General features: G+C 73.8%; 17 protein-coding genes. 13 read left to right on the top strand and 4 right to left on the bottom strand.

Annotation, left to right across the window (positions count from 1 at the left end):
• The first annotated feature begins 45 nt into the window (after positions 1–45).
• The 5 genes from MTP10_RS38680 to MTP10_RS38660 all read left to right on the top strand — a co-directional run bounded on the left by MTP10_RS38680 (position 46) and on the right by MTP10_RS38660 (position 7,022).
• Positions 46–1,695, top strand: a complete 1,650-nt coding sequence (locus tag MTP10_RS38680; protein WP_310716486.1) for an FAD-dependent oxidoreductase — start codon at positions 46–48, stop codon at positions 1,693–1,695.
• Positions 1,692–3,131, top strand: a complete 1,440-nt coding sequence (locus tag MTP10_RS38675; RefSeq protein ID WP_310716485.1) for an ATP-binding protein — start codon at positions 1,692–1,694, stop codon at positions 3,129–3,131. The genes MTP10_RS38680 and MTP10_RS38675 overlap by 4 nt, the downstream gene beginning before the upstream one ends.
• 75 nt (positions 3,132–3,206) lie before the next feature.
• Positions 3,207–4,301 carry a M20 family metallopeptidase gene (locus MTP10_RS38670; protein ID WP_310716566.1) on the top strand — a complete coding sequence of 365 codons (1,095 nt, stop codon included), beginning with the start codon at positions 3,207–3,209 and terminating at the stop codon, positions 4,299–4,301.
• A gap of 90 nt (positions 4,302–4,391) precedes the next feature.
• Positions 4,392–5,447 (top strand): LLM class flavin-dependent oxidoreductase, encoded by a 1,056-nt coding sequence (locus tag MTP10_RS38665; RefSeq protein ID WP_310716484.1) that lies wholly within the window; start codon positions 4,392–4,394, stop codon positions 5,445–5,447.
• A 72-nt stretch (positions 5,448–5,519) separates the two neighbouring features.
• Positions 5,520–7,022, top strand: coding sequence for an AMP-binding protein (locus MTP10_RS38660; RefSeq protein WP_310716483.1), 1,503 nt, complete (start codon positions 5,520–5,522; stop codon positions 7,020–7,022).
• A gap of 81 nt (positions 7,023–7,103) precedes the next feature.
• Here the strand turns inward: MTP10_RS38660 and MTP10_RS38655 are convergent, their stop codons facing one another.
• Positions 7,104–8,015, bottom strand: a complete 912-nt coding sequence (locus tag MTP10_RS38655) for a cyclase family protein (protein ID WP_310716481.1) — start codon at positions 8,013–8,015, stop codon at positions 7,104–7,106.
• Positions 8,016–8,094: 79 nt separating this feature from the next.
• On the opposite strand from MTP10_RS38655, the gene MTP10_RS38650 reads away from it, so the two are divergent.
• Entirely contained in the window at positions 8,095–9,384 is a 1,290-nt protein-coding gene (locus tag MTP10_RS38650) for a serine hydrolase (RefSeq protein ID WP_310716479.1), read from the top strand.
• Positions 9,385–9,468: 84 nt separating this feature from the next.
• On the opposite strand, the gene MTP10_RS38645 is transcribed toward MTP10_RS38650, so the two are convergent.
• The gene (locus tag MTP10_RS38645) at positions 9,469–10,218 is read right to left on the bottom strand and encodes an SDR family NAD(P)-dependent oxidoreductase (RefSeq protein WP_310716564.1); all 750 of its coding nucleotides are present in this window, start codon (positions 10,216–10,218) and stop codon (positions 9,469–9,471) included.
• Positions 10,219–10,337: 119 nt separating this feature from the next.
• The gene (locus tag MTP10_RS38640; protein ID WP_310716477.1) at positions 10,338–10,961 is read right to left on the bottom strand and encodes an isochorismatase family protein; all 624 of its coding nucleotides are present in this window, start codon (positions 10,959–10,961) and stop codon (positions 10,338–10,340) included.
• Positions 10,962–11,135: 174 nt separating this feature from the next.
• Here MTP10_RS38640 and MTP10_RS38635 point away from each other — a divergent pair, with 174 nt between their 5' ends.
• The 6 genes from MTP10_RS38635 to MTP10_RS38610 all read left to right on the top strand — a co-directional run bounded on the left by MTP10_RS38635 (position 11,136) and on the right by MTP10_RS38610 (position 18,291).
• Complete coding sequence (locus tag MTP10_RS38635; RefSeq protein ID WP_310716475.1) at positions 11,136–12,971, top strand: protein kinase domain-containing protein; 1,836 nt, start codon at positions 11,136–11,138, stop codon at positions 12,969–12,971.
• A gap of 109 nt (positions 12,972–13,080) precedes the next feature.
• Complete coding sequence (locus tag MTP10_RS38630) at positions 13,081–13,443, top strand: Zn-ribbon domain-containing OB-fold protein (RefSeq protein ID WP_310716473.1); 363 nt, start codon at positions 13,081–13,083, stop codon at positions 13,441–13,443.
• Positions 13,440–13,775, top strand: coding sequence for a VOC family protein (locus MTP10_RS38625; protein WP_310716472.1), 336 nt, complete (start codon positions 13,440–13,442; stop codon positions 13,773–13,775). Before MTP10_RS38630 ends, MTP10_RS38625 begins: the two co-directional genes overlap by 4 nt.
• An 89-nt stretch (positions 13,776–13,864) precedes the next feature.
• Positions 13,865–15,454 carry a class I adenylate-forming enzyme family protein gene (locus tag MTP10_RS38620; RefSeq protein WP_310716471.1) on the top strand — a complete coding sequence of 530 codons (1,590 nt, stop codon included), beginning with the start codon at positions 13,865–13,867 and terminating at the stop codon, positions 15,452–15,454.
• A 4-nt stretch (positions 15,455–15,458) separates the two neighbouring features.
• A complete protein-coding gene (locus MTP10_RS38615; RefSeq protein ID WP_310716469.1) occupies positions 15,459–17,555 on the top strand; it encodes an acetate--CoA ligase family protein in 2,097 nt (698 codons plus the stop codon).
• Positions 17,542–18,291: a glucose 1-dehydrogenase gene (locus MTP10_RS38610; protein WP_310716467.1), complete on the top strand. Its 750-nt coding sequence runs from the start codon at positions 17,542–17,544 to the stop codon at positions 18,289–18,291. The genes MTP10_RS38615 and MTP10_RS38610 overlap by 14 nt, the downstream gene beginning before the upstream one ends.
• Before the next feature lie 38 nt (positions 18,292–18,329).
• Here the strand turns inward: MTP10_RS38610 and MTP10_RS38605 are convergent, their stop codons facing one another.
• Complete coding sequence (locus MTP10_RS38605) at positions 18,330–18,953, bottom strand: PaaI family thioesterase (protein WP_310716465.1); 624 nt, start codon at positions 18,951–18,953, stop codon at positions 18,330–18,332.
• Positions 18,954–19,250: 297 nt separating this feature from the next.
• Between MTP10_RS38605 and MTP10_RS38600 the strand changes: the two genes are divergently transcribed.
• On the top strand, positions 19,251–20,419 hold a 1,169-nt coding region (locus MTP10_RS38600; RefSeq protein ID WP_310716463.1), incomplete at its 3' end, for a CHAP domain-containing protein.

The raw sequence follows: 20,419 nt of genomic DNA, 5'->3' as shown, positions 1-20,419 counted from the left end.
GCATGACATGCTTCTTTTGAGAACTTTCGTGGGGAAGGCAGGGCCATGGACAAGCCGGTCATCGTGACGGTGGACGACGATCCGGGCGTGTCGCGGGCGGTCGCCCGTGACCTGCGCCGCCGCTACGGCCAGAGCTACCGGATCGTCCGCGCCGAGGCGGCGGACCAGGGCATCGAGGCCGTCAAGGAGATGCGCCTGCGCGGCGACGAGGTGGCGGCGATCCTCGCCGACTACCGCATGCCGCAGATGAACGGGGTGCAGTTCCTCGAAGCGGCCATGGACATGTACCCGTACGCGCGCCGGGTGCTGCTGACCGCCTACGCCGACACCGACGCGGCCATCCAGGCGATCAACGTGGTGGACCTCGACCACTACCTGCTCAAGCCGTGGGACCCGCCGGAGGAGAAGTTCTACCCGGTGATCGACGGCCAGCTCGACGCCTGGCACCGCACCGACCGGGTGGAGGTGGCGGAGCTGCGGGTGGTGGGCGACCGCTGGTCCGCCCCGTCCTACCGGGTGCGCGACTTCCTGGCCCGCAACCACGTCCCGTACCAGTGGCTGCTGGCCGAGGACCCGGAGGGCGCGCAGCTCGTCGCGGCGGTCGGCGAGCAGTGCCACCTGCCGCTGGTGGTCACGGCCGACGGCGTGTCGCTCCAGGCGCCCGATCAGTCCACGCTGGCCACGGCCGTGGGGCTGTCGACCACCCCGGCCACCGACTTCTACGACCTCATCGTGGTCGGCGGCGGGCCGGCCGGGCTGGGCGCGGCGGTCTACGGCGCCTCCGAGGGGCTCAACACGGTGCTGGTCGAGGCACAGGCCTCCGGCGGGCAGGCGGGCCAGAGCTCCCGGATCGAGAACTACCTCGGCTTCCCCGACGGCGTCTCCGGCCAGCAGCTCGCCGACCGGGCCCGCCGGCAGGCGCTGAAGTTCGGCGCGGAGCTGCTGACGGCGCGCAAGGTCACCCACCTGGAGCCGCGCGGCCAGGCCCGCGTGGTCGGCTTCAAGGACGGGGGCGAGATCGCGGCGCATGCGGTGATCCTGGCCACCGGCGTGACCTACCGCCGCCTGGAGGCCCCGGGCCTGGACGAGTTCGTCGGCAGGGGCGTCTTCTACGGCGCCGCGCTCACCGAGGCGCCCTCGTGCAAGGACCTGGAGGTCTGCATCGTCGGCGCGGCCAACTCGGCCGGTCAGGCCGCCGTCTACCTGTCGGGATTCGCGAGCAAGGTCCATTTGTTGGTGAGAGGTGATGGATTGGAGAGGTCCATGTCCCACTACCTCATCGAGCAGATCGACGCGATCCCCAACATCGAGGTCCACACCCAGACCCATGTCGTCGCCGGCCGCGGCGATGGGCACCTGGAGCAGCTCACGCTCAGCACGAAGGGCGAGGAGCACACCGTCGACACGCAGTGGCTGTTCGTGTTCATCGGCGCCGAGCCGTACACCTCCTGGCTGGGCGACACCGTCGAGCGCGACGCCAAGGGCTTCGTGCTGACCGGCCCCGACCTGGTGCAGGGCGGCCGGCGCCCGCGCAACTGGACGCTGCGGCGCGAGCCGTACTTCCTGGAGACCAACGTGCCCGGCGTGCTGGCCGCCGGCGACGTGCGCGCCGAGTCGATCAAGCGGGTCGCCTCGGCCGTCGGGGAGGGCGCGATGGCCGTCGCGCTCGTGCACCGCTACCTGGAGAAGCAGTGACCACCACCACCACGATCGACATAGACGAGCTGCGCAAGCTGTTCCTGTTCGAGCGGCTCAGCGACGAGCAGCTCACCAAGCTGGCCATGAGCGGCCAGGTCCTCTCGTACGCGACCGACGATCTGATCATCCGGCAGGGCGAGCCCGCCGAGTGCTTCGCGGTGCTCATCGAGGGCGAGATCCAGATGCTCCAGGAGACCGTGAGCGCCGGCACGGTCGCGATGCCGCGCACCTCCCAGCCCGGCGTGTACGGCGGGGCGACGTCGGCCTACCTGGGCGACCGGGCGCCGCAGTACTACCAGAACTCGCTGCGGGCCACGGCGCCGACGCGGATGTTCCTGCTGCCGGCCAAGAAGTTCGCGCACATCGTGACCGAGTGGTTCCCGATGGCGATGCACCTGCTCGACGGCATGGTGTCGGGCGGCCGGATGCAGCGGGAGGTCATCGACCGGCGGCAGCGGCTGACGGCCCTCGGCACGATCACCGCCGGGCTCACGCACGAGCTGAACAACCCGGCCGCCGCGGCCGTCCGCGCGGTCGGCGAGCTGCGCTCGCTGATCAGGTCGTCCCGGGTGGAGCTGGCGCAGCTCGCCGAGAACGGCATACCGCCGGAGCGGCTGCGCGCGCTCATCGAGATGCAGGAGAGCTGCACCGAGGCCCTGGGCAAGCTGCCGCCGCGCAGCCCCCTGGAGATCTCCGACGCCGAGGACACGCTCGGCGAGGCGCTGGAGGAGCTGGGCCTGGAGGGCGCCTGGGACCTGGCGCCAGCGCTGGTCCAGGCCGGGTTCGGCCCGCAGCACCTGGACAAGATCCGCAGGAAGGTGGGCGACGAGCACGCGCCGGCCGCGCTGCGCTGGCTGTCGGAGGCGGTGGAGATCTCGCAGATGCTGGGCGAGGTGACCGAGGCCACCGAGCGCATCGCCTCGCTGATCCGCTCGGCCAAGCAGTACTCCCAGATGGACCGGGCGCCGTTCCAGATCTGCGACGTGCACGACCTGCTGGACAGCACGGTCGCGATCTTCCGCGGGAAGATCGCGCCGGGCATCAGCGTGGTCACCGACTACGACCGGACACTGCCGCCGATCCCGGCCTACGGCGGCGAGCTGAACCAGGTGTGGACCAACCTCATCCACAACGCCCTCGACGCCATGGGCGAGGAGGGCACGCTGACGATCCGCACCGCGCACGACGAGGACGAGGCGATCGTGGAGATCGGCGACACCGGCCCCGGCGTCCCGGACGCGATCAAGGACCGCATCTTCGAGCCGTTCTTCACCACGAAGAACGTAGGCCAGGGCACCGGGCTCGGTCTGGACATCTCGTACCGGATCGTCGCCGGGCGCCACGGCGGCGAGATCAAGGTGCGGTCGGTGCCCGGCGAGACGTGGTTCGAGGTGCGCCTGCCGCTGCGGGAGCCGGCCACCGCCGCGTCCTGACCTCCGAAGGGCGGCTCAGCCGCAGAGAGGACTCCAGTGTCGATCTCCGAGTGGACCCGGCAGGCTCTGCCCGCCATGCTCGACGACCTGCGCATGCTCGTCGAGCTGGAGACCCACAGCTACGACAAGGCCATGCTGACCGCCGGCCTCGGGGGCGTGCGGGCACTGGTGGCCGAGCGGCTGGGCACGCCGGACCGGGTCGCCCTGCACGACGGCGGGGAGCACGGCGACGTGCTGGAGCTGACCTACGAGGGCACCGCCCCGGGCACCGTGCTCATGCTCAGCCACTACGACACCGTGTGGCCGACGGGCACCCTCGCCGAGTGGCCGTTCACCGTGGCGGACGGCAGGGCGACGGGGCCGGGCGTGTTCGACATGAAGACGGGGCTGGTGCAGTCGGTCTGGGCGCTGCGCGGGCTGCGTGAGCTGGGCCTGCCGCATCCGTCGGTGCGGCTGCTGTTCAACGGCGACGAGGAGATCGGCAGCCCGTTCTCCCGCTCCTCCATCGAGGCGGCCGGCGAGGACGCCCTGGCGACGCTGGTGTTCGAGGCGTCGGGAGGCGGCGCGCTGAAGACGGCGCGCAAGGGCGTCGGGCTGTTCGACGTGAGCATCACCGGGATCGAGGCGCACGCGGGCCTCGACCCCGAAGCGGGCGCGAGCGCCGTCCACGCGCTGGCCGAGGTCATCGCGCAGGTCACGGCGGCGGCCGCGCCCGAGCGCGGCACCACGGTCAACGTCGGCCTGGTCAGCGGCGGCACCGGCCGCAACGTCGCGGCCGGTCGTGCCACGGCGGGCGTCGACGTGCGGGTCAGCGAGCCGGCGGAGATGCGCCGCGTCGAGGAGGCGTTCGCCGCGGTGCGGGCGGTCGACCCGCGGATCACGGTCTCGGTCTCCGGCGCCTGGAACCGGCCGCCGATGACCCAGAACCCGGCCTCGCAGCGGCTGTTCAAGGAGGCGCAGTCGGTGGCGGCGGGCCTCGGGTTCGCGCTGGAGGAGATCTCGGTGGGCGGCGCCAGCGACGGCAACTTCGTCTCGGCGCTGGGCCGGCCGGTGCTGGACGGCATGGGCGCGGTCGGCGGCGGCGCGCACGCGCGCGACGAGCACGTGCTCGTCGGGCACATCCCGGAGCGGACGGCGCTGGCGATGGGCCTGATCACCGCCCTCGGCTGAGGAAACCTGCACACGGCGGGGTCTCAAGCGGGAACGGACCTGATACGCTCCCAAGCGAGCGCTTGGTTTATCCCTCCGAGAGGCCGCCGCATGAAGTTCTCAACCTTCCACCTCTTCCACCGGTTCGACGGGCAGAGCTTCAAGGACGTCTACGACTACCATCTGGAGCTCATCGAGCTGGCCGAGGAGCTGGGATTCGACGGGGTGAGGCTGGCCGAGCACCACTTCCGCGACTACGGCGTGGCGCCCAACCTCTTCACCGTGCTCGCCCACGCCGCCGCCCGCACCTCCCGCCTGCGCCTGGGCACCGGGATCGTGGTGCTGCCGCTGCACAACCCCGTCCACGTGGCCGAGGAGGCCGCCCAGGTGGACGTGCTCTCCGGCGGGCGCCTGGACCTGGGCATCGGCCGTGGGTACCAGAGCTTCGAGTTCGAGGGCTTCGGGGTGGACCTGGCCGAGGCGCGCGACCGCTTCAACGAGGCGCTGGAGGTCATCCTGGGCCTCTGGACGCGGGAGTCGTTCCGGCACGAGGGCAAGTTCTACCGGACCGGCTCCGAGGTGTCGCTCACGCCGCGTCCCCTCCAGGACCCGCACCCGCCGCTGCACGTGGCCGCCGTGTCGCCGCAGACCGTCACCATGTACGCCGAGCGCGGGCTGCCCATCCTGGCCGACCCCGCCGCGCCGTTCCGCAAGGTCGTCAAGGCGGCGGAGACGTGGCGGGACACCGCCGCCCGCGCCGGGCGCGGGGCGGACGCCGAACTGGTCGTGGCGCGCAGCGTGTACGTGGCCCCGACCGCCGAGCAGGCGCGCGAGGACCAGGCCAGGTTCGAGGCGGCCTTCGACCGCTCGCGCATCTTCAACGAGGGCAGCGCCCCCATCGACCCGAGGACGGGCAGGGCCGCGCAGGGCTTCGAGTACTACCAGGACCGCTACCTCAAGGGCGGCAGCGTGTCGGCCGACTTCCGGTGGGAGCAACTGGAGGTGATCGGCGACCCGGCGCGGGTGGTCGAGCAGATCACGCTGCTGCGCGACGCCGGCTTCGCCAACCTGCTGTGCGACTTCGGCAGCACCCGGCCCATGCCGCTGGAGGAGATGAAGAAGGTCATGCGCTTCTTCGCCTCCGAGGTCATGCCCGCCTTCGCCTGACCGGCCCCGCACACCAGTCCGTACGGCCCGCGCGCCGGCCCGGCGGCGGGCGACCACCCCCCAGGAGGCGCGATGATCCACAGCCTGACCCTCTCGGACGTCCTCGCCGAGCACGCCCGCAGCCGTCCCGGGACGACGGCGGTCGTGGACGGCGAGGTCCGGCTCACCTACCCCGCCCTGGACGAGCGGGTCACGCGCCTGGCGGACGCCCTGGCGGCGCGCGGCGTCACGCCCGGCGAGCGCGTCCTCTGGCTCGGGCAGAACTCCCACGCCGTGCTGGAGCTCCTGCTGGCCTGCTCCCGCATCGGGGCGGTCCTCTGCCCGGCGAACTGGCGGCAGTCGGCCGACGAGCTGCGCTTCGTGGTGGAGGACCTGACGCCGCGCGTGGTGGTCTGGGAGCCGTCGGAGGCGACGACGGCCGTGCATGAGGCGACGGCCACATCCGGGGCCGTGTGGGTGCGGGCCGGCCAGGCGTACGAGGAGCTCGTGGCCGAGGGCCTGGTCCGCGACTTCCCGCAGGTCGCCGACACCGAGCCGGCGCTCGCCCTCTACACCGCCGCCTTCGACGGCCGCCCGAACGCCGCCCTGCTCAGCAGCGCCGCCCTGGTCGCCCACAGCGCCGCGCTGCTCGTGATCCGCCAGATGGAGCCGGGGTTCACCTTCCTCAACAGCGGGCCGCTGTTCCACGTGGGCACGATGATGTTCTGCCTGGCCACGCTGCAGATCGGGGGGACGAACGTGTTCACGCCCGCGTTCGATCCCGAGGAGGTGTGCCGGCTGATCGACGCCGAGCGGGTCACGCAGGCGTTCCTGTTCGGCCAGATGATCGACGCCGTGCTGGCGGTCCGGCCGCAGGGCAAGTACGACCTGTCGTCGCTGCGGTTCGTCGCGCACTCGGCGGAGTGGGACGAGCTGATCACCGTGGACGACTCGCCGTGGTGCCGGTCCGGGATGGGCGGGTACGGGCAGACGGAGGTGGGCGGCATGCTCACGTTCCTGGGGCTGGCTCCCGGGGCGGCGGGGTTCGCGGGGCGGCCGTCGCCGCTCGTACAGGTGCGGATCCTGGCGCCGGACGGCGGCGAGGTGCCGGTCGGGGAGGTGGGCGAGATCTGTGCGCGCGGCAAGTCCCTCTTTTCCGGATATTTCGCCCGACCAGAATTAAATGCGGTGAAGTTCGCTCATGGGTGGCATCACACCGGTGACCTCGGCCGCCGCGAGCCCGACGGCTCGATCACCTTCATCGGCCCCCGGCTCCGCATGATCAAGTCCGGCGCCGAGAACGTCTACCCGGCCGAGGTCGAACGGGCCGTCAAGACGCACCCGGCGGTGGCGGACGCGGCGGTCATCGGCGTCCCGGACGAGCGCTGGCACCAGGCGGTCCGGGCCGTGGTGGTCCTGGCCCCGGACGCCACAGTGACGGCCGAGGAGCTGGTGGCGCACGTCAAGGGCCTGCTGGCCTCGTACAAGAAGCCCCGTGACGTGGTGTTCGCCGACGCGATCCCCAAGCGCGGCTTCACCCCGGACTACGACGCCCTGGACCGGACCCACGGCGGCGGCAACTACCCCGGCACCTGACGCACCCGCACCCGGCGCCCGCACCGCCCCCACCACCCTGAGCCGCCCGCGACCGGCAACCGCCGGACGGGCGGGCGGGCGTCAGAGGACGGCCAGGGGGTTGAGAGGGCTGCCGGTGCCGCCCTCGATCCGGAGCGGGGCCGCGACGAAGACGAAGTCCGCGCGGCCCCTGGCGCTCAGCTCCTCCAGCCACAGCATCTCCACCAGATGGACGCCGTGCCGGTGCAGCAGGATGAGGTGGAGGTCGTCCGCCAGGCCCTCCCCCGCGAGCTGGCGTTCGTCCAGGCCGCCGATCGCCGCGTTGTCCGAGGCCACCACCGCGACGTCCCGCGCCGCCAGCCACCGCCCGGCGGCGGCCGACAGGCCCGGCTGGCCCGACCAGTACTCCTCCCGCGACCGCTCCCACACCGCGGGCCAGCCGGTACGGATCACCGCGACGTCCCCCGGCCGGAGCTCCGGCCCGGCCGCCTCCAGCTCCTCCGGCGTGATCCGGTGCCCGGCCGGCAGGTGGTCCAGGCCCAGATGCCGGGCCACGTCGAACAGGACACCCCGCCCCACCACCCCGCCCACCTGCTCGATGCCGCAGCGCGTGGCCCCGTAGGAGCGCACCCGGGCGGCCGGGTGGCCGTTGTACAGCTCGTCGCCCGACCACATGTGGCACAGCGCGTCCATGTGGGTGGTCGTGCCGTGGTGGGAGACGATCAGCGCATCGTCGGCCACCCGCAGCCCCGCGCCGACCGGCCGCGCCCCCGCCGCGTAGTCGCCGCCGTCCACGGACATGAAGTGCTGCGGCAACGGCCGCCCCCTCAGGTGCGGGACGGTGCCGGGGGCGGGCGAGGAGGTGGATCCCCTGATCGGCAGGGCCAGGCTGAGGACCTCACCCGTCGTGGCCGAGCGGAGGGCGTCCAGGACGGCGCCGGGGGTGAGGAGGTTGAGGGTCCCACGCTGGTCCGCTGGGCCGAAACGGCCCCAGTTGTTAGGCTCGGCAACCAAGTAAGCGCTTCCTTTCAGGAGGGGCGTGGACGCGTCCGGAGAGGCGTGCCCGTTCGGGATGACGTGACGAGGAGGTCCGATGCGCTGCGATCCCCGGTTCTCGCGCGTGCGTGAGGTGTTCGAGCGGCACTTCGCCGACGGCGAGGAGGAGGGTGCCGCGTTCGCCGTGTACCTGGACGGCGAGCCGGTGGTGGACCTGTGGGGCGGCGTCGCCGACCGTCACACCGGACGCGCCTGGCAGGAGGACACCCCGGTGTACGCGTACTCCTGCACCAAGGCGGTCACCGCCACCGTCCTGCTCCAGCTCGCCGAGCGGGGGCTGGTGGACGTGGCCGCGCCGGTGGCGGAGGTGTGGCCGGAGTTCGCGGCGGAGGGCAAGGAGCGCGTCACCGTCGAGCACCTCCTCACGCACGCGGCGGGGCTGCCGGTGGTGGAGGACCCGGTGCCCGTGGAGGAGTTCGGCGACCATCCGGCCATCGCCGCCCGCCTGGCCGGGCAGCGGCCGCTGTGGGAGCCGGGGTCGGCGCACGGCTACCACGCGCTGTCGTACGGGTTCCTGGTGGGCGAGGTGGTGCGGCGGGTGGCCGGCAAGTCGGTGGGCGAGCTGGTCGCGGCGGAGATCGCCGGCCCGCTCGGGCTGGACCTGTGGATGGGCGCCCCCGACCCGGTGCTGGCCCGGGCCGCCCGTCTGACGGCCGGCGGCGACGGCCCCCGCGCCCCCCTCAGCCCGGCGCCCGGCACCTCGACGCCCGACACCGCGGCACCCGAGACCGCGGCACCCGACAGCCTCGCGCCGGGCAGCCTGGCGACTGACAGCCCGGCGACGGGAGACGCGCCCTCCGCGAGCGCCCTCAGCGATCTGGCCGGGGCGTCCGACGACGGTGGGGCCTTCGGCCGGATGGCCAGGGCGGTGGGCGATCCGCAGAGCCTCATGAACCGGGCGCTCGGCAACCCGTCCATGCAGCGGCTCAAGGGCGGCGCCAACCACCCCGTCATCATGCGCGCCGGCTGGCCCGCCGCCGGGCTCGTCACCACGGCCCGCGCCCTGGCCGGCTTCTACCGCTCGCTGCTCGCCGGCGACCTCCTGCGCCCCGAGACGCTCCGGGACGCCCTCCGCCCCCGGGTCGGCGGTCCGGACCGGGTCCTGCACCTGGACAGCTCCTTCGGCCTCGGCTACATGCGCCCGGCGTCGACGTTCTTCGTCCCGTCGGCGACCGCGTTCGGCCACACCGGTCTCGGCGGTTTCGTCGGGTTCGGCGACCCCGAGCACGGCCTGGCCGCCGCCTACGTCATGAACCGGATGGCCGACGCCGTCTCCGGCAGCCTGCGCGCGTACCGGCTCACGGAGGCCGTCTACCGGTCCCTGTGACCACGCCGCCGTCCCCACTGTGCCGTCCCCACTGTGCCGTCCCCACTGTGCCGTCCTCCCTGCGCCGTCCTCCCTGCGCCGTCCTCAGTGCATGGTCACGCCGCCGCTCACCGACAGGGTCTGCCCGGTGATGTAGGCGGCGCGGTCCGTGCACAGGTACGCGACGAGGCCCGCCACGTCGGCGGGCGTCCCGAGGCGGCGCAGCGGGACGGCCCTGGAGATCTTCTCGACCAGGCCCGGCTCGGCGGCCGCCACGCGGCGCAGCATCGGCGTGTCGGTGGGGCCCGGGCAGACCACGTTGGAGGTGACGTTCGCCCGTGCCGCCTCCCTGGCGAGGGTCTTGGCCAGCCCGAACAGCCCCGCCTTCGTCGCCGCGTACGCGCCCTCGCCGCCCGAGCCGGCCCGCGCCCCGTCGGAGGAGACGAACACCAGCCGCCCCCAGCCCCGCGCCAGCATCCCCGGCAGGAGCAGCTTGGTCATCAGCATCGGGCCGCGCAGGTTCACCCGCCACATGAGCTCCCAGGCCGCCGGGTCGCTCTCGGTGAACGGCTCCACGATGGACACGCCCGCGTTGTGGACGAGGATGTCCACGTCCAGGCCCAGGTCGCCGGCCGCGAGGCAGAACCGCTCCACCGACTCCGGTACGGCGAGGTCCACGCCCAGGGGGACGGCCCGGGCCAGGCCGGCGGCGACCCTGCCCGCGCCCTCCAGGTCCACGTCCGCCACCACGACGCGGGCGCCCAGGGCGGTCAGGTCGCCGGCGACGGCGGCGCCGATGGCCCCCGCTCCCCCGGTCACCACCGCCGTCCGCCCGTCGAGCCGCAGCCCCTCCATCAGCCCGCTTCCCGCCACCGTCCCGTCCGTCACCGTCCCGTCCGTCACCGTCCCGTCCGTCACCGTCCCGTCCGTCACCGTCCCCTGCGTCTCGGCCCCGTCCGGCTTGCCCTCCTCCGTCATCGCCGTACCTCCCCGGCCGTCCCGTCGTCGGCCTTCCAGCGCTCCACCAGCCGGTCCGCCGTCACTCGGGTCGCGAGAAGGCTGACCGTGTGCTTCAGCACGGCCCTCGCGTACTCCTCCGGTATCCCGGCGACCGCGTCTGTGACCACCGTGACCCGGTAGCCGAGGTTCACCGCCTCCAGGGCCAGCCCAGGGATGCCCAGGTTCAGCGACACGCCGACGGCGACCACCGACGAGACGCCCAGCGACCGCAGCGTCATGTCCAGGGACGTGCCGGTGAACGGCGAGAAGCCGTGGTACCGGCGGCTCTCCAGGTCGCCGGGCTCGCGCAGCTCCGGCAGCACCTCGACGGCCGGGGTGCCCTCCAGCATGTGGGCGGGGTCGTCGAGCAGGGAGACGATGAACGGGCAGTTGCCGGTGTGGGAGCCCGCCCGGTCGGCCCGGAAGGCGGCGGTGCAGTGGACGACGGGGAGCCCGGCCGCCCGGGCCGCGTCCAGGACCGCCGCCGCGTTGGGGACGACGTCACGGAGCCGGCACGCCGTCACCAGATCCGGAAATTTCGTGAGATCGCCGATGACGCCCCTCTGCATCTCCATCACGAGCACAGCCTCGCGGTCCACCCTGGCCTCCAGTTAGCCGAGCGCTTGCTTGGGAGCAGGTCCAGCGTACACGAGCCCCACCCGCCACCCCGAGTGACGCCAGCACAACCATGGGCGAAATATCGCCAGTCGTGACAACCCGCGCCCCGGGTGAGACCGTCGAACCGGAGAAGGCTCGCGTGATGGGGGTTGGACTTGGTCCCTGGGTACCGGGAAGTGCGCCAGCTCGGCGGCGGTCACACCGGCCGCGTGTTCCTCGCCACCTACCAGACCACCGGCGCCTACGTGGCGATCAAGTACCTGAACGCCACCCTGCGCCGGGACGCCGAGTTCATGGAGCGCTTCCGGGTGGACGCCCCGGCCCTCGTCGAGATCGACGACCCGCACGTGGTCAAGCTGCACGAGTACGTCGAGACGCCGGCCCGGGCGGCCGTGGTGATGGAGCTGGTCGACGGCGTCCCGCTGCGCGCCCTGCTGTCGGAGCACGGCCACGCGAGCCCGGAGGCGGCGCTCGCCGTGCTGAAGGCCACCCTGCTGGCGCTCGCCGCGGCCCACGAGCGCGGGGTGGCGCACCGGGACGTCAAGCCCGAGAACGTCCTCGTCCAGGCCGACGGCACGGCCAAGCTGGGCGACTTCGGCGTCGTGGTCCACGCCGAGGAGCCTGGGGTGCCCGCCGGCAGCCCGCCGTACATGGCGCCGGAGCTGTGGACGCGGGGCGCCGCCGGGCCGCCCGCCGACCTGTACGCGGCGGCGTGCCTGCTGTTCGAGACCGTGAAGGGACGGCCTCCGTTCCGGGCCGGCGGCGTGCTGGAGCTGCGCGACCTGCACCTGGCCGAGCCCGTGCCGCTGGAGGTGGTGCCCGACACGCTGCGCGACCTGCTGCGGCGCGGCCTGGCCAAGGACCCGGCGGAGCGGTACGCCTCGGCGCGGCGGTTCGCGGCGGAGCTGGAGGAGGACGCGGTCGCGGGCTACGGGCCCGACTGGGAGAAACGGGGCCGTCGTCAGCTGGCGGAGCTGGCCACACTGCTCGCGCTGCGCTTCCCGCTGGCCCCGTCCGGCTCGGCGACGACCGGCCGCGCCTCCCGGCGGGACCGGCCGCTGCGCGACCGGCTCCTGAGGGTGCCGAAGCTGCCGCCCCACCTGTGGATCGCGGGCGCGGCCGTGACGGTCATGGCCATCGCGGTCGCGGCGTCGGGCGGCCGGTTGGCGCGCGACCCGGGCACGGTGCTGATGCCGCAGCCCGAGGCGCCCGAACGGTCCACGTCCGGCGACGCCACGGACCCGGCCCGCCGGAAGGCCACCGGCACGGACCGCCCGTCCGCGCCCGCCTCCTCACGCCCACCGTCCCCACGTACCGCCCCGTCACGTCCGGTCGCGTCACGTCCGGTCACACCGGCTCCCGTGAGCCCCGTCACCACCGCCCCCGCCTCTCCCGGGCCCGTCACGTCCGCGAGGCCCACGCCGGGCGTGCCCTCGCCGACCTCGCCGAGCTCCCCGGCCACCGCGCCGGTCGTCCGCTCCGCCGGCATCGTGGGATGGAGCGGCTCGGCGGGCTCGGTACGGGTGTCCGCCGAGGGGACCGGCCCGGTACGGCTGCGCATCGCGTACACGCGGCGCGACGGCGACGGACCGGCCCGTACGGTCGCCCGGGAGACGCGCACCCTGACCGGCGAGACCGTGTACACGAGCGGGGTGCTGCGCGACCTCGGCGACGTGCCCTGCGGCACGCGGGCGCACTTCGGCCTCATGGTGCTGACGGAGCCCGCGGCGGACAACGGGCCGCAGATCAGCGAGGTCGAGGTGGACGGCGGTCCCTGCCCGCCGCCCACGCCCACCCCCTCCCCCACGGCCACGGCGAGCCCCGCGCCGACGCCCGGCCGGGCCGTCGCCCCGCCCGGCCCCCGGCCCGGCGACCCCGTCCCCCTCTCCGAGTCCCGAGGAGACCCCGCGGTCTCTCCTCCGGACCCGCAGGTGCCCCCTGGCGACGGGGTGCCACCGTCCGGGGCCCTCGGGACCGCCGGAAACCACTGATCCGGCGGTCGCCGATCCGGGCGCGCCGGCGGCCGGGCACCAGTCGACGGTCCCGGGGCTGCCGTCGCGCCCTTGTCGGGCAACCAAGCGTGCGCTAGCTTGGCAAGCGATGACCGGTGACACCTCCGCCTACTGGGCCGCCTGCAGGCGCGGCGAGCTGGTCGTCCAGCGCTGTACGGACTGCGGACGGCGTGTCCACCTCCCCGAGGCGGACTGCCCGTGGTGCGGCGGTGACGGGCTCGTCTTCGAGCCGGTCTCCGGCGACGGCGTGGTGCACACGTACACGGTCGTGCACCGGTCGTTCGCGCCCGGCTACCGGGGACGGGAGCCGTACGTGCTGGCCTGGGTGGACCTGCCGGAAGGGGCCCGCGTGTTCGGGCAGGTCGTCGGCTGCGCGCCGGATGAGGTCCGCATCGGGATGCCGGTGCGGGTGACGTTCCTGGACGACCTACCGCATTGGAGACCCCTGTGAGCGTGCTCGGGAAGCTCGGCAACGTGCTCATCCCCGTCGCCGACCTCGACCAGGCGATCGCCTTCTACGGGTTGCCGGTGAAGTTCCGCGACGGCGACCGGTTCGCGGCGCTGGACGGCGGCGGTGTGACCGTGGCGCTGGCCGGGCCCGCCGAGCAGGTCGCCGACACGGCCGCGCCCTCGTACCGGGTGGACGACGTGGCGCTGGCCGTACGGGAGCTGGCCGCCCGTGGCGGTGAGGTGGTGCGCGCGCCCGAGGAGGGGCCGCACGAGACGCGTGCCGTGCTGCGCGACCCGTCGGGCAACGTCTTCGTGCTCTACGCCCCCCTCTGACCGTCCCTCGCCGCGTCCGGGTACGCGGCGACCCCTCTGACCGATTGCCGGCACTCCTTCCCAGCTCGACCGCTGATCCGGAGGCTCCCATGGCGCGATCCCCCTACGGCAACTACGGCCACGCGATCCTGACCGCCGGGGCCCTGCGAACCCCGGACCGGGAGGCGCTCACCTACTGCGGCGAGCGCCGTTTCACCTACGACCAGCTCAACCGGCTCGTCAACCGCCGCGCCCACGCGCTCCTCGCCGCCGGGATCACCCCCGGTCAGCGGGTCGGGGCGCTGCTGAACGAGACCCTGCACGTCGCCGAGATCTACCTGGCGCAGGCCAAGACGGGCGTGGTCACCGCCGCCCTGAACCCGTACTGGCCCGCCGACACGCTGCGCGCGGTCGTCGAGCAGTCGGGCTGCACGGCCTTCGTGTACGACTCGACGGTGGAGCGGGCCGTGGCCGAGATCAGGCCCGCGCTCCCGGGCGTGACCACCTGGATGAAGGTCGGCGGGCCCGGCGACGGCGGGGTGGACCCGGGCACGGTGGACCCGGGCACGGTGGATCTCGACGGGCTGGCCGCGGAGGCGTCCGAGGAGGAGCCGCCGATCGAGGGCGCGTACGACGACCCGCTCGCCCTCTACTACACCTCGGGCACGACCGGCCTGCCGAAGGCGGTCGTCCACACGCACGCCTCGTCGCTGGCCACGGCCCAGATCTGGCTGGACGTGCCGCGCGGCCCCGATGCGGTGTTCGGCACGGGCGCGATCATCTGGGGCATCGGGTTCCCGGCCATCGCCGGCCCGGCCCTGTACGCGGGCATGCGGCTGGTGCTGGAGCAGGACTGGGGGCCGGCGAACTTCCTGCGGGTCGTGCCGCGCGAGCGGGTCACCCACGTGTCCCAGATACCGTCGTTCTACGCGGCGCTGCTCGGCTCGGCCGAGCACGAGGGCGTGGACCTGTCGTCCGTCGAGGTCATCATGCTGGGCGGCGAGCCCCTGACCGCCACCATGCTCGACCGCGTCAAGAGCCGCCTGCCCGGCGCCGCCGTCTACTCCTACTACGGCCAGACCGAGGCGCCGTACACCTGCATGGGCCGCGTCGACGACGGCTCCACCCCCCTCGGGTCGTCCGGACGGGCCCGCACCGGCAACGCGGTCCGCGTGACCGGGCCCACCGGCGAGCGCGTGGTCGGCGGGATCGGCGAGATCAACCTCGCGGGCCCGCACGTGATGGCCGGCTACGACGGCCTGCCCGGCCGGACGGCGGAAGTGCTGCGCGACGGCTGGTACGTGGGCGGGGACCTCGGCGCCGTCTCCGACGACGGGGTGCTGCGGGTCCTCGGGCGGCGCGAGGACGCGATACTCAAGGGCGGCGTCTGGAGCCAGCCGGTGGCCGTCGAGGAGGCGGCCGCGGCGCTGGACGGCGTCGCCGAGGCGGGCGCGGCGGGCGTCCCCGCGCACGTCGAGGGCCGGGAGGCCGTGGAGCAGGAGATCCTGCTGGCCGTGGTGCCCCGCGCCGGCCACACGCTGGACTCCGCCAAGCTGGCGGCGGCCCTGGCCGACACGCTGCCGGCGCACCAGCGGCCGGACCACATCCTGGTGGTGGACGAGCTGCCGCACTTCCAGGACGCGTCGGGCGGGCCTGGCAAGCTGCTGCGGCGCGAGCTCCACCGCCTGCTGGAGCGCTGACGCGATGGCCGCCGTCGAGGACGTGCCCCAGCCGGTGCCCGAGCACGAGGCCAAGGCGCTGCTGCGGGAGGCCGGGGTGCCGGTGCCGCGCGGCGTCGTGATCACGACCGCCCCTGATGCCGAAGCGGTGGCGGGGCTGGCCGAACCCGTGGTGCTCAAGGCGTTCGGGCCGGAGCTCGTCCACAAGTCGGACGCCGGCGCGGTACGGCTCGGCCTGCGGCTCCGCGAGGTGGAGGACGCGGCCCGGCGGATGCGCGAGGCGCTGTCGGCGCGCGGGATCACCCCGGCCGGGTTCCTCGTGGAGGAGCAGGCCGGGGCCGGGGTGGAGCTGATCGCCGGGCTGGTGCGCGATCCCGGGTTCGGGCCGGTGCTGCTGGCCGGGCTGGGCGGGATATGGGCCGAGGCGCTGCGGGACACCGCCCTGGGCCTGTGCCCGGTCTCCGAGGACGACGCCCGCCGCATGCTGGCGTCGCTGCGCGGCTCGGCGCTGCTGCACGGGTACCGGGGCCGGCCGGGGGTGGACGTCGGCGCGGTGGTCAAGCTGCTCATGACGCTGGGCGGGCCGGGAGGGCTGTGGGAGCGGCTGGAGCTGGGCGAGTTCGAGGCCAACCCGGTGATCGCGTCGCCGTCGGGCGTGGTGGCCGTGGACGCCCGCTACCTGCCCGCCGCCCGCTCAGCCGCCCCCTCGGCCGCCTCCTCAGCCGAACGCGCGCGGAACGCCGGGGGGACGGACTTCCGGCCGCTGTTCGAGCCGCGCGCCGTGGCCGTGGTCGGCGCCTCCACCACCCGCCCGAACTTCGGCAACATGTTCCTCGACTTCTACCGGGCCGCGGGGATGCCCGTGATCGCCGTCCATCCCGAGGCCGCCGAGGTGGCCGGGGTGCCCGCCGTGCCGTCGCTGGCGGAGGCCAGCGTGGACTACGCGCTCGTCGCGGTGCCCGCCGACAGATGCGCCGACGTCGTACGGCAGGCGTCCGGCGTGCCGTACACGCAGGTCATGAGCGGCGGGTTCGGCGAGGCGGGACGGCCCGAGCTGGAGGCCGAGCTGGTGGCGGCGGCGCGCGCGGCCGGCACCCGGCTGCTCGGGCCCAACTGCATGGGCGTGTACTGCCCGCGCGGGCGGCAGACGTTCACCGGCGGCGGGCTCGGACCGCCCGGGAACGTCGCGCTGATCTCGCAGAGCGGCGGCCTCGCCGGAGAGGTGATCAAGGTCGGGGAGCGGCGCGGACTGGCGTTCAGCCGCGTCGCCACGGTCGGCAACGCGGCCGACGTCACGCCCGCCGAGCTGCTGCGCTGGCTGTCGCACGACCCCGAGACGCGGGCCGTGGGCCTGTATCTGGAGGATCCGCGCGAGGGACGGGCCCTGTACGAGGCGCTGGCCGCGACCACGCTGCCCGTCGCGCTGCTGGTCGGCGGGCGCAGCGCCCAGGGGCGGCGGGCCGCGGCCTCCCACACCGGCGGGCTCGTCGGCGACGGGCGGATCTGGCGGGCGCTGGCCGAGCAGACCGGCGCCACGCTGGTGGGCAGCCAGGACGACCTGATCGGCGTGCTGTCGTTCTTCCAGGCGCACGGCACGCGGTCCGTGTCCGGCGACGGGGTGCTGGTGATCGGGCCGAGCGGCGGGGCGAGCGTCCTCGCGGCCGACGCGTTCGACCGGGCCGGGACGCGGCTGGACCCGCTGCCCGGCGAGGCCCTCGCCGACCTGCGCGGGCTCGGCCTGGGAGCGGGCAGCACCCTGGCCAACCCGCTGGAGGTGCCCGTCGGGCCACGCGCCCGGCCGGACCTGGTGCCCTCGGCCGTCGCCGCGATCCTGCGCCGCCGGCCGTACCGGGACGTCGTCGCGCACGTCAACGTGCAGAGCTTCTTCACGTACGGCACCGCGGCCGAGCCGCTGCTGGAGTACGCCCGCGCGCTCGGCCGGGCGCAGGACGAGCTGTCCGGTACCAGGTTCACCCTGGTCACGCGGAACGGCGAGTGCGCGCCCGCGGGCGTGGAGGACGAGGTGAGGGGGATCGCCGCGCGGGCCGGCGTCCCGGTGTACCGGTCCATGGAGGCGGCCGCGGTGGCGGTCGCGGCGGGAGGTCGTGGTGGGACTGCTTGACGGCAAGGTGGCGCTGATCACCGGCGGGGCGCGCGGCATGGGCGAGGCGCACGTGCGGCTGTTCCGGGAGGAGGGCGCCGAGGTGGTCTTCGGTGATGTGCTGGACGAGGAGGGCAAGGCGCTGGCGGAGGAGACGGGGTCGACGTTCGTGCATCACGACGTGACGAGCCCGGAGGAGTGGGGCCGGGCCGTGGAGACCGCCGTCTCGCTGCACGGCAGGCTCAACATCCTGGTCAACAACGCCGGGATACTGAAATTTCGGCGTATCGCGGACATGGAGCCGGACGAGTTCGACCGGGTGATCAGCGTGAACCTCAGGGGCACCTGGCTCGGCGTCAAGTCGGTCATCGAGCCGATGAAGGCCGCCGGGCGCGGCTCGATCGTGAACATCTCCTCGATCGAGGGCTTCGTCGGCGCCGAGGGGCTGTCGGCGTACGCGGCCTCGAAGTTCGCGGTGCGCGGCGTGACCAAGTCGGCGGCGCGGGAGCTGGCCCGATTCAAGATCCGCGTCAACTCCGTCCACCCCGGGGCCATCAACACCTCCATGGCCATGAACCCCGACATGATGGGCGAGGTCGACGCCGACGCGTTCGTCAGGTCCATGGTGATCAAGCGGTTCGCCAAGCCGGTGGAGGTGTCCCACGTGGTGGCGTTCCTGGCCTCGGACCGGGCCAGCTACTGCACGGGCGGCGAGTTCACCGTGGACGGCGGCCTGACGACCGGCGCGGGGTACTGACGACCGGCGCCGGGCACTGACCGGGCGCCTGGCCGGCCTCAGGGGAGCCGGCGGCCGATCCAGGCGCTCGGAGTGATGAACAGGCCGGTCGCCTCCACCAGGACGGTGCCGTCGGGCAGCGCGATGCGCCCGTCGGCCCACGACTTGCGCCCCTCGCTCCGGCTGTGCTCGGCCGTGGCCACCAGCGGCCGGCCGTACGGGACGGTCGCCCGGTAGCGGACGGTCAGCGTGCCGGTGAGGCCGCCCATCCCGGCGGCGGCGACCGCCTGACCGAGCAGATGGTCGAGGATCATCGCGCTGATGCCGCCGTGGACGGCCGAGGGCGGCCCCTCGTGCAGCGCCCGGAAGGCGATGTCGGCCCGTACGCCTCCCTCGGGGTCGCGCTCCACCACCAGGGGCAGCGCGTGCGGGTTGGCGGCGCCGGTGACGGCGTTGCCGAGGTGCCGTACGGTGCCGTCCGCGCCGATCTCCAGCGGCTGCGGGGTCTCCCGCGAGGCGGCGCGCAGGCGTGCGGTCAGGGCGGCCAGCTCGGCGGCGACGGCGGCGATCTCGTCCTCGCCCACCTCGGTGAGGGTCACGGCGTCCATGAAGTCCCTGGTCCCGCGGGCGAGGGCGCAGAGGGCTTCGAGCCGGGCGTCCTGGGAGGCGACGTCGATCGTCATGGACCGCATCTTAGAACACGTTCTATCTAATCGGGATCTTCGGCGCTAGAGCTAGATCTTTTACCTATAAACGACACGTTCTTTGGACAAACCTGGCAAGCTCTTGACCAGCACCTTCCCACCGCCGAGCGCGCGACGCGCGCTTGACGCGTGCTTGACCTGCCTTTTTGTCACGGTAGCCTCCGACATCACGGATGACTACAGGCCTCCGGACAGTCACATGCGTCCCGGGATACCCCGAGTACCCCAGGCTGCGGTGATTAACCCGGTCTTGCCCGAAAGGTTTCTCTGCACTAGATGACGCCAGAGATGCGGAAGTTCATCGACCTCCTCGAGGGCCAGCTGGGCTACTCGGAGAGGGGCGGTGCCTACACCAAGTTCGGCGACTGGTACGGCAAGAACGTCGAGTTCGACGCCGACTACACCTCCGCGCCGTGGTGCGACATGATGCTCTCGTGGGCCGCGCACAAGCTCGGCTACGAGGACTGGATGGGCCAGTTCGCCTGGACCGTCAGTCACGCCAAGTGGTTCCGCAAGCACGACGCATGGGGGCACAAGCCCCAGCCGGGAGCCTTCGTCTTCTACGACTGGAGCGGCTCCCGGAGCATCGACAAGATCGACCATGTGGGCATCGTCACCCGCGTCGAGGGCGACACGATCTACACGATCGAGGGCAACATCGACGGCGGCGTCGCCAAGCGCAAGGAACGTGACACGAGCAAGGTGGTCGGCTACGGCTACCCGTGGCGGATCAAGGAGCGCCTGGACAAGAAGGCCCGCGAGGAGGCGTTCCGGCGGGACTCGGTCGAGCCCATCGTCCCCCCCGGCAGCGACCCCACGCAGCTCCAGGCGCCCGACAGCACGCTCGGGGCGTTGATCCCGTACTCCGAGGTCAACATCGTGGCTCCCCCGCTGGCCGCCCGCGCCAAGCCCACCGCGAAGCCCACCAACGGGGCCCAGCAGGCCGCGGCCCCCACCCCGGCGCCCACCGCCCAGGCACAGGCCAAGCCCCAGGCCGTCGCCCCCACCACCGGGTCCACCGCGAACGCCGACAAGGCCGCCAAGAAGGGCAAGCACGCCAAGCCCGTCACGGCCGGCACCAAGGCGGTCACCAGCGAGCCCCTGTCGCCGCCGCCCGTGGACGCCGCCGCCCCGCACCCGTCCCCGGCGCTGGAGTCGCCGGCGCTGGTGGGCTCCGCGCTGGTCGCCGCCCTCGCGCTGCTGGCGGTGGCCAAGACGCGGCACCTGCGCGCCCGGCCCGCCCTCGCCACCCCGGCCCCGGTCCCGGCCTCCCCGGCCCGCCGCCGCCACCGCCGTACCCGCCGCCCGGCCACCGCCCCCGCCGCCGCCGCGACCCTGATGACGCGCACGGCGACGGCCGCCGAGACCCTCGCCACCGCCACGGCCCGCGCCACGGCCGGAGCGGCCCTCGCCGCCGGCGCCACGGAGACGGCCGGCGCCACCCT

Source organism: Nonomuraea sp. 3-1Str, from assembly GCF_031570565.1.
In the GTDB taxonomy this organism is placed as follows: Bacteria; Actinomycetota; Actinomycetes; order Streptosporangiales; family Streptosporangiaceae; genus Nonomuraea.
The sequence above is the reverse complement of the archived record's forward strand: the minus strand, read 5'-3'. Positions and strand labels throughout refer to the sequence as shown.